At 55.5% G+C, this 13,448-nt stretch carries 11 protein-coding genes, 2 pseudogenes and 1 other annotated feature; all 13 genes and pseudogenes read left to right on the top strand.

The features are described 5' to 3' along the window. The first annotated feature begins 55 nt into the window (after positions 1–55). A pseudogene (locus A0V43_RS10705) lies at positions 56–915 on the top strand (TetR/AcrR family transcriptional regulator). A gap of 107 nt (positions 916–1,022) precedes the next feature. Further along, positions 1,023–2,318, top strand: a complete 1,296-nt coding sequence (locus A0V43_RS10700; RefSeq protein WP_063193067.1) for a replication-associated recombination protein A — start codon at positions 1,023–1,025, stop codon at positions 2,316–2,318. A gap of 40 nt (positions 2,319–2,358) precedes the next feature. Then, the gene (locus A0V43_RS10695) at positions 2,359–2,592 is read left to right on the top strand and encodes a hypothetical protein (RefSeq protein WP_015375473.1); all 234 of its coding nucleotides are present in this window, start codon (positions 2,359–2,361) and stop codon (positions 2,590–2,592) included. A gap of 11 nt (positions 2,593–2,603) precedes the next feature. Continuing rightward, complete coding sequence (gene cymR / locus A0V43_RS10690; RefSeq protein ID WP_015375472.1) at positions 2,604–3,020, top strand: cysteine metabolism transcriptional regulator CymR; 417 nt, start codon at positions 2,604–2,606, stop codon at positions 3,018–3,020. A gap of 28 nt (positions 3,021–3,048) precedes the next feature. Then, a complete protein-coding gene (locus A0V43_RS10685) occupies positions 3,049–4,191 on the top strand; it encodes a cysteine desulfurase family protein (RefSeq protein ID WP_013524205.1) in 1,143 nt (380 codons plus the stop codon). Between the two features lie 14 nt (positions 4,192–4,205). Further along, positions 4,206–5,321 carry a tRNA 2-thiouridine(34) synthase MnmA gene (gene mnmA / locus A0V43_RS10680; protein ID WP_011232040.1) on the top strand — a complete coding sequence of 372 codons (1,116 nt, stop codon included), beginning with the start codon at positions 4,206–4,208 and terminating at the stop codon, positions 5,319–5,321. An 89-nt stretch (positions 5,322–5,410) separates the two neighbouring features. Then, entirely contained in the window at positions 5,411–6,073 is a 663-nt protein-coding gene (locus tag A0V43_RS10675; protein WP_033005219.1) for a tetratricopeptide repeat protein, read from the top strand. A gap of 19 nt (positions 6,074–6,092) precedes the next feature. Further along, positions 6,093–8,452, top strand: a pseudogene (gene recD2, locus A0V43_RS10670) (SF1B family DNA helicase RecD2). A gap of 25 nt (positions 8,453–8,477) precedes the next feature. Beyond that, positions 8,478–8,951 (top strand): PRC-barrel domain-containing protein, encoded by a 474-nt coding sequence (locus A0V43_RS10665; RefSeq protein ID WP_063193066.1) that lies wholly within the window; start codon positions 8,478–8,480, stop codon positions 8,949–8,951. Positions 8,952–8,966: 15 nt separating this feature from the next. Next, on the top strand, positions 8,967–9,158 hold the full coding sequence (locus tag A0V43_RS10660) for a hypothetical protein (RefSeq protein WP_008881018.1): 192 nt from the start codon (positions 8,967–8,969) through the stop codon (positions 9,156–9,158). 11 nt (positions 9,159–9,169) lie between these two features. Beyond that, a complete protein-coding gene (locus A0V43_RS19095; protein ID WP_013144658.1) occupies positions 9,170–9,304 on the top strand; it encodes a YrzQ family protein in 135 nt (44 codons plus the stop codon). A gap of 120 nt (positions 9,305–9,424) precedes the next feature. Then, positions 9,425–10,486, top strand: coding sequence for an AI-2E family transporter (locus tag A0V43_RS10655; RefSeq protein ID WP_063193065.1), 1,062 nt, complete (start codon positions 9,425–9,427; stop codon positions 10,484–10,486). Between the two features lie 47 nt (positions 10,487–10,533). After that, positions 10,534–10,758 (top strand) — a binding site (T-box leader). A 46-nt stretch (positions 10,759–10,804) separates the two neighbouring features. Further along, positions 10,805–13,441: an alanine--tRNA ligase gene (gene alaS, locus A0V43_RS10650; RefSeq protein ID WP_063193064.1), complete on the top strand. Its 2,637-nt coding sequence runs from the start codon at positions 10,805–10,807 to the stop codon at positions 13,439–13,441. The last annotated feature ends 7 nt before the right edge of the window (positions 13,442–13,448 follow it).

The raw sequence follows: 13,448 nt of genomic DNA, 5'->3' as shown, positions 1-13,448 counted from the left end.
TCATGGCAAGATCGACTATAATGGACATGAAGAAGGAGCAAGGAAGGCGAAAACATTGGGACGGAAAGAGGACATCATTGAAACGGCGATGAAATTATTCGCCGAAAAAGGCTATCACGCTGCCTCCATGCAGGAAATCGCCGAACGGAGCGGAGTAGCCAAAGGTTCGATTTACAATTATTTCAAATCAAAAGAAGAGTTGGCTGTATCGATTTTCCGCTACCATTATGAAGTCTTGTTTCACCAGCTTAAACAAATCGAGGCTGATCCCGCCTTAACTGCGCGCGAGCGGTTTTGCCGTCAGTTGACTGTACAAATCCAGCTGTTTGACGAACATAAAGAGCTGGTGCAAATGCAGTTGGGTGAACAAGCCGCGAAGGTGAGCCATGAGGTGCAGCATCTGGTGTTTCGCATCCGCGCCCATACGCTCCACTGGTATCGCCGGGCGATTGAAGACATATACGGCGAACAAGTGCGTCCCGTTTCGTTTGATTGCGCGACGATGCTCAACGGAATGCTGAAAGAATATCTGATTTACTTGGCGGTAGACCGAAAGCCGTTGCTTCCTGAGAAGCTTGCCCCTTCTTGCTCGATCGGCTTGATGCCATCGTTGCCAGCCTGCTTGACGGCAAGATGGGGTTGCTCGATGAAACGATGATGGCGGATTACATGGCTGCGGCGACCCAAGAGCGGAGTCAATGGAAAGAACGGGCTATCAGCTGTTTAGAGCGCATGGCGGCGATGCGTCCGGTTGAAGACGATATTCTTCGCTCGCTGCGCTTATTGAAGGAAGAACTCGAGAAAGGGGAGACAGCTAGGCGGTTTATGGTGGAGGCGCTTCTGCTCTATTTGGCGAAATACTCGCTTCCGCTGTACAATGAGTTGAAGGAGGCCATTGAACGCTATTTTGATTAAAACCACCGCTCTTCCCACGGGGAGACGCCCCATTCGCCGAAAATGAATAGGCGGCATCGAAGGATGTCTGTGAACATAGCGTCATCAATCTCAAGGAGGGGGTCGGCATGCCCAAAACGACGGAGCCGCTTGCTTGGCGGATGCGGCCGCGGACGATCGATGAGATCGTTGGGCAACAGCACATCATTGGCCCTAGTACGCCGCTTTATAAAATGGTCAAAAAAGGTCATGTTCCCTCGCTTTTGCTTTACGGAGAGCCGGGGACAGGGAAGACGTCGCTCGCTTACGCCATTGCCCGCACCGCCGGGCGCGAATGGGTCGCCATCAATGCGACGACCGCCGGCAAAAAGGAAATCGAAGAGGCAGTCGAAGCGGCGCGTTGGTCGGGCAATGTCCTCTTATTTATCGACGAAATCCATCGGCTGAATAAAGCGCAGCAAGACGTTTTGTTGCCGCATCTCGAATCCGGGCTCGTGACCTTGATTGGCGCCACAACGGAAAACCCGTTTCACGAGGTCAATCCCGCCATTCGCAGCCGCTGCGGGCAAATCCAACAACTGAAACCGCTCAAGCCGGATGACCTCATGATCATTCTGAAACGGGCGCTCGCTGATCCGGAACGAGGGGTCGGCGAGCCGCCGGTTGTCATTGACGAGTCGTTGTTATGGCGCATCGCCGAGGCAGCCGGTGGGGATGCGCGCGTCGCGCTTTCGCTTCTGGAGGCGGCGGTTGCGGCTGCCGATGAGCGCCACGGCCGCTTGTATATTGTTGAGGATATCGTGGCTTCATGCACCGCAAACCGCGGTTTTACCCATGACAAATATGGCGATCATTATTATTCGTTGTTGTCCGCGTTTCAAAAAAGCGTGCGCGGCAGCGATGCCGATGCCGCGCTTCATTATTTGGCCCGTCTGCTTGAAGGCGGAGACTTGGCGGCCGTTTGCCGGAGATTGCTTGTGATGGCTTATGAGGATATCGGACTTGCCAATCCGATAATGGGAGTGAAAGTACAGGCAGCGGTCGAAGCGGCGGAACGCCTCGGGCTGCCGGAAGCGCGCATTCCGCTCGCGGTTGTGACGATTGAACTCTGTTTAAGCCCGAAATCCAACAGTGCTTACAAGGCGCTGGACGCTGCCATTGCCGATGTCCGTTCCGGCAAGCTTGGCGATATTCCGGATCATTTAAAAGACGCTCATTACAAAGGGGCGGCTGCACTCGGGCGTGGACAAGGCTACTTGTATCCGCACGATTATCCGAACAGCTGGGTGGCGCAAACGTATTTGCCCTCCGCTCTGGAAGGCGTCCGCTATTATGAACCGAAAGAGCATGGCGAGGAAAAACATTACGCCAAAGTGTACCGGCGGCTTGAGCAGTTGAAACAAGAGGTCAAGGTTCAGCCGTGAAGGGAAAGGGATTTTTATGATATAATAACACAGGCGTTTCATGCTCGCTTTGACCGAGCTGACCGGATGGAACGTGGCGTACATTCGCATCGGGATTGAAGCGTTCGTGCTGTTGGCCGGCTGGTTGCTCGGCGGCCCGGTGTCGTTTGGCACGTTCCTTTTTTGTGTGACGATCGGTTCGATTGCCGGCTTGGCGCTGCCGCAATGCCAAAAGGTCGCAAGCCGCCTGCTTGGACCGGCCGCCGGCACTCGGACGCAAGGGTTAAGCCGTTAGGAGGGATATGAATGAAGATTTCGACGAAAGGCCGATATGGCTTGACGATTATGATTGAATTGGCCAAAAAATATGGCGATCGTCCGATCTCGCTTCGTTCGATCGCCAAGGCGAACAATTTATCCGAACATTATTTAGAGCAGCTCGTCACGCCGCTGCGCAACGCCGGGCTCGTCAAAAGCATTCGCGGAGCGTATGGCGGCTATGTGCTTGCTGAACATCCGGCGAAAATCACCGCCGGCGACATTTTGCGCGTGTTGGAGGGGCCGCTGGCCCCGGTCGAGGAGCTCGAGGAGGAAGAGCCGGCGAAGCGCGAGCTATGGATTCGCATCCGCGATGCGGTCGAGGAAGTGCTCGACAGCACAACGCTCGAAGATTTGGCGAAGTATAGCGACGGGGATGAAGGGGCATATATGTTTTATATTTAAGCATACAGCAAGGAAAGGAGAATGGCCGTTGGAACGGATTTATTTGGACCATGCGGCAACTTCCCCGGTCCATCCAGACGTGGCTGCCGGTATGGTCCAGTGGATGACGGAACAGTTCGGCAACCCGTCAAGCATCCATCATTTTGGACGGCAGAGCCGCCGCGCGGTCGATGAAGCGAGGGCTGTCATCGCCCGCTCGATTGGGGCGAAAGAGACGGAGATTGTGTTTACAAGCGGCGGCACGGAAGCAGATAACTTTGCGGTCATCGGAACGGCCATAGCGAACCGCGGCCGCGGCAATCATATCATTACAACCGCCATCGAGCATCATGCGGTGCTGCGCGCTTGTGAATATTTAGAGACGCAAGGGTTTGAGGTCACGTATTTGCCCGTTGACGAACAAGGGACGGTATCGGTCGAGGATGTCAAGGCCGCGCTGCGCGATGAGACCGTTTTGGTGTCGGTCATGTTTGCCAACAACGAAGTCGGCACGATCCAGCCGATTCGCGAAATCGGGGCGCTGCTTCGCGATCATCCGGCTTATTTCCATACGGACGCCGTCCAGGCGTACGGGCTTCTTCCGATCGATGTGAATGAATACGGGATCGATTTGCTGTCGATTTCCGCTCATAAAATCAACGGCCCGAAAGGAAGCGGCGCGCTTTATGTCCGGGAAACGGTCCGCATCACTCCGCTCCTTTTCGGCGGCGAACAGGAGCGGAAGCGGCGCGCCGGCACGGAAAACGTCCCCGGCATCATCGGCTTGGCGCAGGCGGCGGAAATCGCTGAGCGAACAAGGGAAGAGAAACGTCGACAATATGCGGCGTGGCGCGAGGCGATGCTTGCGATTTTCCGCTCCTCAGGGATCGACTATGCGGTCAACGGCCGCCCGGATGGCCTGCCGCATATTTTGAATGTCGCCTTCCCGGGAACGAATGTCGAATCGCTGCTCGTGAACTTGGATTTAGCCGGCATTGCCGCCTCGAGCGGGTCAGCATGCACCGCCGGGTCAATCGACCCGTCGCACGTGCTTGTCGCGATGTGCGGAAAAGAGTCGGAGCGCATCCGTTCGTCTGTGCGCTTCAGCTTCGGGCTCGGCAATACGATGGAACAAATCGAGCGGGCGGCCGAGGAAACCGTGAAGATCATAAAGCGGCTCACAAACCGCTAAAGGGGGGAAACAGCATGAACAAAGCGCCGCACGAAACGCGCGTCGTCGTCGGCATGTCCGGCGGGGTCGACTCGTCGGTCGCTGCGCTGCTATTGAAAGAACAAGGATATGATGTGATCGGCATTTTTATGAAAAACTGGGATGACACCGATGAAAACGGCGTTTGCACGGCGACTGAGGACTACGAAGATGTCGTGCGAGTCTGCAACCAAATCGGCATCCCGTATTATGCGGTCAATTTTGAAAAACAGTATTGGGACAAAGTGTTTACGTACTTTTTGAATGAATACAAAGCCGGGCGCACGCCGAACCCGGACGTGATGTGCAATAAGGAAATTAAGTTCAAGGCGTTTTTAGAGCACGCCATGTCGATCGGCGCCGATTACATCGCAACCGGCCATTACGCCCGCGTCGAGTTTCGCGATGGCGAATATAAAATGCTGCGCGGAGCCGACCCGAACAAAGATCAAACGTACTTTTTAAACCAGCTCGGCCAAGCTCAGCTGTCGAAAGTGATGTTTCCGATCGGCCATTTGCAGAAAGCGGACGTGCGCCGGATTGCGAAAGAGGCTGGGCTCGCCACCGCTGGAAAAAAAGACAGCACGGGCATTTGTTTTATCGGTGAACGCGATTTCAAAGAATTTTTGAGCCATTATTTGCCGGCCCAGCCGGGAGTGATGAAAACGCTCGATGGCGAAGTGAAAGGGCGGCATGACGGCGTCATGTATTACACGATCGGCCAGCGCCACGGCCTTGGCATCGGCGGCAGCGGCGAACCGTGGTTTGTCGTCGGCAAAGATGTGCGCGAAAATGTGCTGTATGTCGCCCAAGGGTTTGAAAACGAATATTTGTATTCCACCTCGCTAAAGGCGGTCGATGTCAACTGGGTGTCTGACCGCAAGCCGGAAGCGCCGTTCCGTTGCACGGCGAAATTTCGCTATCGTCAGCCTGATGTCGGCGTGACGGTCCACCCGCTTGCGGACGGCGGGGCGGAAGTCGTGTTTGATGCGCCGGCGCGGGCGGTGACGCCGGGGCAGGCGGTTGTTTTTTACAACGGCGAGGAATGCCTCGGCGGCGGCACGATCGATGAAGTGTTCCGCAACGGCGAAAAGCTTTGGTATGTTGGTTGACGGATGTGCCGGTGCGCACGATCTTCAATCAGGCTATTAGGCTGGGGGCCGTTGCTTGAAAATCACGTTGAATCAGGGGGGGATGGGCGATGGCCAATTTCAACGAACAAGGCTTGGCGTATATGCGCGAGGGGAAGTATGAGGAAGCCATCCGCTGTTTTTCCGCTGCGGTCGAACAGCATCCGGACGATCCGGCCGGGTACATTAACATCGGCACGGTTCTCGTTGCTGCCGGTGAAGAAGAGAAGGCGCTTGACTGTTTCCGACAGGCGCTGAAAATTGACAAGAAGGCGGCGGCCGCGTATTACGGCATGGGTACAGTGCATTATAAGCGTGAGCAGTTCGCGAAAGCGAAAGATATGTTTGAGCGCGCGCTTGGGCTTGGTCTTGACGATGCCGATACGCATTTTATGCTCGGCATGTCCTTATGGCGGCTCGAGATGCCGCGGCTGGCGCTGCCGTATTTGCAGCGCGCGGCTGAGCTGAACGAGACGGATGCCGAAGCGCTGTTTCAGCTTGGCCTTTGCCTCGCCACGCTCGATTATGTCGATGAGGCGAAGCGTTATTTCGAAAAAACGTTGGAACTCGATCCGCGCCACGCTGATGCGTACTACAATTTAGGCGTCATTTATGCGTACAAAGATGAGCTCGATGCCGCCCGCCATATGTTTGCCGCTGCCTTGGAAGCCAAGCCCGATCACGTGCTTGCCGGATACGGAAAGAAACTGATGGAAAAGCGGCTTGCGCCGTAAAAAGGCAGGGGGATGGCTGTTGCAAGAGCAACAAATCCTCGCCCTTGACGGACGCACGTTCATTAAAGGATTGTGCTTGGCGGTCATTTTTCATAACGAGGAAACATTGTACACGGTCGTCCGCGTGCGTGTTGAGGAAACGAATGAAGCGCCCGTTGAGGAGGAAGTCGTCGTCACCGGCTATTTTCCGCGTTTAAACGAAGGGGACGTCTACATCTTTTACGGACAATTCCGCCAACATCCGCGTTTTGGCCGCCAATATGCGGCTAGTCAGTTCCGCAAACAGCTTCCGAACACGAAAGAAGGAGTCATTCACTATTTATCGAGCGGTTTGTTTAAAGGAATCGGCAAAAAAACGGCTGCGGCGATTGTCGAGACGCTCGGCGAAAACGCGATCGCCGCGATTTTGCGCGACCCCAAGGCGCTAGAGCGTGTGCCGAAGCTGACGAAAAAAAAGGCGAAGCAGCTGTACGATGCGCTTCGCGCCCACGAAGGGCTTGAGCAAACGATGATCGCCCTCGCCCAGCTCGGTTTTGGCCCGCAGCTGGCCATGAAAATTTACCAAGCGTACGGCGAAGAAGCGATTGACATCATCCACGAGAACCCGTACCAGCTCGTTGAGGATATCGAAGGGATCGGCTTTGGCCGCGCTGATGAAATCGGGTGCCAGCTCGGCATTTCCGGCAGCCATCCGGCCCGGCTGCGCGCCGCCTCGTTGTTTGTTCTTGAACAGGCGTGCTTGCAGGAAGGGCACGTTTATTTGCGCGAGGAAGAGCTGATGGAGCGCATCGGGGAGCTGCTTGACGGAAGGCTGAGCGGTGCGGTGGATGGACGAGCGATCAGCCAAACGCTTCTGATGTTAAGCGAGGAAGGGAAGCTGATCGCCGAGCAAGGGCGTTATTATCTCCCTTCCCTTTACTTCGCCGAGAAAGGGATCGTCTCCAACATTAAGCGGCTGCTCGGGCAGACGCCGCCGTCGGCGTTTGCCGAGTCGGAGTTTTTGCTGGCGCTTGGGGCGCTTGAGGAACGGCTTGGCATGCAATATGCCCCCAGCAAAGGGAAGCGATCCAACAAGCGCTTTCTTCGCCGCTGTTTATTTTGACCGGCGGTCCGGGAACGGGGAAAACGACGGTCATCAAAGGCATCGTCGAGCTGTTTGCCGCCCTAAACGGCCTGTCTCTTGACCCGGCTGACTACAAACAAGGCGAGCCGTTTCCGGTGCTGCTGGCCGCACCGACCGGCCGAGCGGCGAAGCGGATGAGCGAGGCGACCGGGCTGCCGGCGGCGACGATCCACCGCTTGCTCGGCTGGAATGGGGCGGAAGGGTTCAGCCGCGACGAGAACGAACCGATTTCCGGCAAGCTGCTTGTCATCGATGAGATGTCGATGGTCGACACGTGGCTCGCCAACCAGCTGTTAAAAGCCGTGCCAAACGGCATGCAAGTCATTTTCGTCGGCGATGAGGATCAATTGCCATCCGTCGGGCCAGGGCAAGTGCTGAAAGACTTGCTCTCTTCAGGCGTCATTCCGTTCGCTCGGTTGACCGAGGTGTATCGCCAGGCGGAAGGATCATCGATCATCGAGCTTGCCCATAAGATGAAGCGCGGCGTCGTGCCGGACGATTTGACCGCTCCGAAGGCAGACCGTTCCTTCATCCGCTGCCGTGCGGGCCAGGTCGTCGATGTCGTGCGGCAAATCGCCGACAACGCGCGCAAAAAAGGGTTTTCCGTCAAAGATATTCAAGTGCTCGCCCCGATGTACCGTGGTCCAGCGGGCATTGACCAATTGAACAAAGCGCTTCAAGAGCTGTTCAACCCGCCGGCTGAGGGGAAGCGGGAGCTGTCGGTCGGTGAGGTCGTCTACCGCGTCGGCGATAAGGTGCTGCAGCTCGTCAATCAACCGGAAGACAATGTGTTTAACGGCGACATCGGCGAAATCGTTGCCATTTTTTACGCCAAAGAAAATACGGAAAAGCAAGATTTGCTCGTCGTCTCGTTTGATGGCATTGAAGTGACGTACACACGGCAAGATTTAGGACAAATCACCCATGCGTACTGCTGTTCGGTTCATAAGGCGCAAGGAAGCGAGTTTCCAATCGTCATTTTGCCCGTCGTCAAAAACTATTACCGGATGTTGAAACGGAATTTGTTGTATACTGCGGTGACAAGAAGCAAGCAGTTTCTCGTTTTATGTGGAGAAGAGGAAGCGTTTCGATTCGGCGTCGCAAAACAAAGCGACGGAGCGCGCCAGACGGCGCTCGCTGAGAAGCTGGCGGGGGCGGCGGCTCCGTTTGTCGAGGTCGAACTGCCGTTTGAAGAGGCGAACATGGGGATGGAAAACGTTACGCCGTATGACTTTATGGGCGATGAGCCAAGCTAAAGGTGGCTGGAAAGGTGGGAGAACGATGCGGACGTTTTCCGACATCAAGAGCCTTCCCATTTATGAACAAACGACGGGAAAAATGGTCGGAACGATCGCTGACATTTGGTTTACCAGCCACGGCGCGGTCAAAGGGCTTGTCGCGGAACAGGGCGGTTTGTTCGGCCGCCGCCGTTATTTGCCGCTTTCAGCCGTGCAGTCGTTCGAAAACGACCGAGTCATCATCTGTGATGCAGATAGCTTCCAGCCGTTTCCTTCTCCTGACAGCGGCCACTCTCTTTACGGCGAACGCGGCCTCGCCGGCAGCATGGTTGTCACCGCGGACGGAACAACGATCGGACTGTTGGATGACGTATATTTTGACGGGCAATTGGGCAAAATTGACGGATACGAGATCAGCGAGGGATTTTTTTCCGATTTGACCGAAGGAAAGAAACGAATGGAGCTCGCTCCGTTCACCGCCAGAGAAGGCGTGGTCACCGTGGAAACAACGATGTAAGGAGAGTGGCTGTCCATGCTCATTTGCCCGAATTGCAAACGAAAAAATTTAGGGAAAATCGGCGTCAACCAGTACTACTGCTGGGATTGCTTTATTGAGCTGTCCGTCTCGAAAGGGATGATCCACGCCCATCAAGTGGAAGAAGACGGAACGTTGAGTTCCCTTGACGACTTGTTTGACGACCACGAACGCACGATCCAATTTTAGGGGGGACACGCATGAACCGGATGATGACGTCGCTGTTAGCAGTCGGATTAGGCGTCGCCGCTTATCAGCTCGCCCAACGAAACGATTGGATGAACGGTCGCACGATGCGGAGGATGCGCCGCCGCTTGATGCAAGCGATCCGCTGACGGCGCTGCCGCCCTCGCCTTTGCGCGGGGGCGGCGCCTTGTGGCTGTCAAATAGTGCTAAAAGCGGTGAAGGCATATTTCTCGCCGCATCTCCTACACTAAACGGTAGGAGGTGTGGCGATGGGCGAGCAACAATGGCTGTCGTTCTTTCGCATCGGAAAATGGCTGCTGATTACGGCAATCATCTATTTGATCGTTCGGATGAAAGACGTTTGGTGGCCGGTCATCGATTTTATCGCAACGGTGTTGACGCCGTTTTTGCTGGCGTCGTTTATTACGTATTTGCTCTACCCGCTTGTGGAATCCATCCATCGCAAAGGAATGCCGCGCGCCCTTGCCATTTTGTTGATTTATTTGTTGTTTTTCGGTTTGGTCGGCTACGGCTTGTACCGCGGCGTGCCGCTATTCATCGCCCAGTTGCGTGAACTGGATGAACAGCTGCCGTCTTTGATGAATACATACCGCCAATGGGTGCGCCACATCCACGACGAGACGTCGAATTGGCCGCTTGAGGTGCACACACGCATCGAGGGGATGTTTGCCGAGATCGAGCAAGCAGCGGCGGCCGCCGTCGCGATGGCGATTCATGCCGCCAAATCGTTCATCGGTTCGGCGGCGACGCTGTTGATCATTCCGTTTATCGTCTTCTATATGTTAAAAGACATCGATGTGTTGAAAAAAGCGGTTTGGTACATGACACCGAAGCGGTGGCGTGGGCCGGGGATGGCGTTTTTGAAGGATGTCGATGAATCGCTCGGCGGCTACATTCGCGGCCAGCTGTTCGTCTGTGCGGCGATCGGTCTGGCGGCGGCGCTCGGCTTGTGGCTTGCCGGCATGGATTATCCGCTGTTGCTCGGCTTTGTCATTGGCGTGACGAACATCATCCCGTATTTTGGCCCGCTGATCGGCGCCGTTCCAGCGCTCATTTTGGCTGCCACCGTCTCGCTGAAAATGGTCGTGATCGTGCTTGTCATCATTTTTACCCTGCAGTTTTTAGAAGGGAACGTTTTGTCGCCGCTGATCGTCGGCAAAAGCGTGCATATGCATCCGCTTGCCATTATGCTCGCCCTCTTTGCCGGCGGTGAACTCGCCGGCGTGCTCGGCCTCATTCTTGCCGTTCCGACGGCGGCGGTGCTGAAAGTGGCCATCGCCCATTGGAAAGAGCATTATGCTTCGCATTGACAAATGCTCTCTGCTTGTCTATAATCTTTCAATGAAAAAAGCGAATACATAACGCGATGACGGATCGAGTATGTTGCAGTCCATCTTAACGCGCGAGTTCGCGCACAGAGAGGAATTTCCGCGGCTGAAAGAAATTCCAGATGAAGGGCAACAGAAGGCTAATCCGGAGCGCAGGCAAAACCTGACGCAAGGCTGCGTTACGGCCAAAGAGGTGATGGGCGTTTTTTGCCCATAAACAGGGTGGTACCGCGAGCATAACTCTCGTCCCTGCAGGGGATGGGAGTTTTTTTATATAAAAGGCGAAAGGGGAGGATCATCATGAAAAAGCTGACATCCGCCGAAGTGCGGCGCATGTTTTTAGAGTTTTTCCAAGAAAAAGGCCATGCGGTTGAGCCGAGCGCATCGCTCATTCCGGTCGACGACCCGTCGCTGCTTTGGATCAACAGCGGCGTCGCGACGTTGAAAAAATACTTTGACGGGCGCATCGTTCCGGAAAACCCGCGCATTTGCAACGCGCAAAAATCGATCCGCACCAACGACATCGAAAACGTCGGGAAAACGGCGCGCCACCATACGTTTTTTGAAATGCTCGGCAACTTTTCGATCGGCGATTACTTCAAGCGCGAAGCGATCCATTGGGCATGGGAGTTTTTAACGAGCGACAAATGGATCGGTTTTGATCCGGAACGGTTGTCCGTTACTGTCCATCCGGAAGACGAGGAAGCGTACAACATTTGGCGCAACGAAATCGGCTTGCCAAAAGAGCGAATCATTCGCCTTGAAGGAAACTTCTGGGACATCGGCGAAGGCCCGAGCGGTCCGAACACGGAAATCTTTTACGACCGCGGCGAAGCGTTCGGCAACGACCCGAACGATCCGGAGCTGTACCCAGGCGGGGAAAACGAGCGCTATTTGGAAGTGTGGAACCTCGTCTTTTCGCAGTTTAACCATAACCCGGACGGCACGTACACGCCGCTGCCGAAGAAAAACATCGACACCGGCATGGGCTTGGAGCGGATGTGCTCGATTTTGCAGGATGTGCCGACGAACTTTGAAACCGACTTGTTTATGCCGATCATCCGCGCTACCGAGCAAATTGCCGGCGAGCGGTATGGCGAAGATCCGGACAAAGACGTCGCTTTTAAGGTGATCGCCGACCATATTCGCGCCGTGACGTTCGCGATCGGCGACGGGGCGCTGCCGTCAAATGAGGGCCGCGGTTATGTGCTGCGCCGCCTGCTCCGCCGCGCGGTGCGCTATGCGAAACATATCGGCATTGAACGTCCGTTTATGTACGAACTCGTCCCGGTCGTCGGCGAGATTATGCACGACTACTATCCGGAGGTGAAAGAAAAAGCCGATTTCATCGCCCGCGTCATCCGGACGGAAGAAGAACGGTTCCATGAAACGCTCCATGAAGGGCTCGCCATATTGGCGGAGGTGATCGAAAAGGCGAAAGAGCAAGGAAGCCGTGTCATTCCGGGCGAGGAAGCGTTCCGCCTGTATGATACGTACGGCTTTCCGATCGAGCTGACGGAAGAGTACGCCGCTGAAGCGGGCATGACGGTCAACCATGCCGGATTTGAGCGCGAGATGGAGCGGCAACGCGAACGGGCGCGCGCGGCCCGGCAAGATGTCGATTCGATGCAAGTCCAAGGCGGAGTGCTCGGTGACATTAAAGATGAAAGCCGGTTTGTCGGCTACGATGAGCTTGTTGCCGCATCGACGGTCATCGCCATCGTCAAAGACGGGCGGCTTGTCGAGGAAGTGAAAGCCGGCGAAGAGGCGCAAATCATCGTCGATGTGACGCCATTTTACGCCGAAAGCGGCGGACAAATCGCTGACCAAGGCGTGTTTGAAAGCGAAACAGGAACAGCAGTCGTCAAAGATGTGCAAAAAGCGCCGAACGGCCAACATCTTCATGCGATCATCGTCGAACGCGGAACGGTGAAAAAAGGATCCCGCTATACGGCGCGCGTCGATGAAGCAAAGCGGATGCGCATCGTAAAAAACCATACGGCGACCCATTTGCTCCATCAAGCGCTAAAAGACGTGCTCGGCCGCCATGTCAACCAAGCGGGGTCGCTTGTCGCCCCGGACCGGCTTCGTTTTGACTTCACCCATTTTGGGCAAGTGAAGCCAGAGGAGCTCGAGCGCATCGAAGCCATCGTCAACGAACAAATTTGGAAAAGCCTCCCAGTTGACATTTTTTATAAACCGCTCGAGGAAGCGAAAGCGATGGGCGCGATGGCGCTGTTTGGCGAAAAATACGGCGACATCGTCCGCGTCGTCAAAGTCGGCGACTACAGCCTCGAGCTGTGCGGCGGCTGCCATGTGCCCAACACATCAGCCATCGGGTTGTTTAAAATCGTCTCCGAGTCCGGCATCGGCGCCGGCACGCGCCGGATTGAAGCGGTGACCGGGGAAGCGGCATACCGCTTTATGAGCGAACAGCTTGCTATTTTGCAAGAGGCGGCGCAAAAACTGAAAACAAGCCCGAAAGAATTGAATGCGCGTCTTGACGGACTGTTTGCCGAGCTGAAAGAGCTCGAGCGCGAAAATGAATCGCTTGCTGCCCGCCTCGCCCATATGGAAGCTGAGCACCTCACCCGTCAAGTGAAAGATGTAAACGGCGTGCCGGTGTTGGCGGCAAAAGTGCAGGCCAATGACATGAACCAACTGCGGGCCATGGCTGATGATTTGAAACAAAAGCTCGGCACGGCGGTCATCGTGTTGGCGTCCGCCCAGGGCGGAAAAGTGCAACTGATTGCCGCAGTAACGGACGATTTGGTAAAAAAAGGATTCCATGCCGGCAAGCTGGTGAAAGAAGTAGCGTCGCGTTGCGGTGGGGGCGGCGGCGGGCGCCCGGATTTGGCGCAAGCTGGCGGCAAGGACCCAAGCAAGGTCGGCGAAGCGCTCGGTTATGTCGAAACATGGGTGAAATCCGTTTCCTAATTGGCGC

Origin of the sequence: Geobacillus sp. JS12 (assembly GCF_001592395.1) — a bacterium.
In the GTDB taxonomy this organism is placed as follows: domain Bacteria; phylum Bacillota; class Bacilli; order Bacillales; family Anoxybacillaceae; genus Geobacillus; species Geobacillus zalihae.
Note: the sequence above shows the minus strand (reverse complement) of the source record. Positions and strands in the feature narration are given on the sequence as shown.

Bases quoted from the DNA above. Each gene is read 5' to 3' on its own strand.
- A0V43_RS10700 (WP_063193067.1), top strand. From the start codon at position 1,023: ATGCCCAAAACGACGGAGCCGCTTGCTTGGCGGATGCGGCCGCGGACG.
- A0V43_RS10695 (WP_015375473.1), top strand. From the start codon at position 2,359: ATGCTCGCTTTGACCGAGCTGACCGGATGGAACGTGGCGTACATTCGC.
- cymR (WP_015375472.1), top strand. From the start codon at position 2,604: ATGAAGATTTCGACGAAAGGCCGATATGGCTTGACGATTATGATTGAA.
- mnmA (WP_011232040.1), top strand. From the start codon at position 4,206: ATGAACAAAGCGCCGCACGAAACGCGCGTCGTCGTCGGCATGTCCGGC.
- A0V43_RS10675 (WP_033005219.1), top strand. From the start codon at position 5,411: ATGGCCAATTTCAACGAACAAGGCTTGGCGTATATGCGCGAGGGGAAG.
- A0V43_RS10665 (WP_063193066.1), top strand. From the start codon at position 8,478: ATGCGGACGTTTTCCGACATCAAGAGCCTTCCCATTTATGAACAAACG.
- A0V43_RS10660 (WP_008881018.1), top strand. From the start codon at position 8,967: ATGCTCATTTGCCCGAATTGCAAACGAAAAAATTTAGGGAAAATCGGC.
- A0V43_RS19095 (WP_013144658.1), top strand. From the start codon at position 9,170: ATGAACCGGATGATGACGTCGCTGTTAGCAGTCGGATTAGGCGTCGCC.
- A0V43_RS10655 (WP_063193065.1), top strand. From the start codon at position 9,425: ATGGGCGAGCAACAATGGCTGTCGTTCTTTCGCATCGGAAAATGGCTG.
- alaS (WP_063193064.1), top strand. From the start codon at position 10,805: ATGAAAAAGCTGACATCCGCCGAAGTGCGGCGCATGTTTTTAGAGTTT.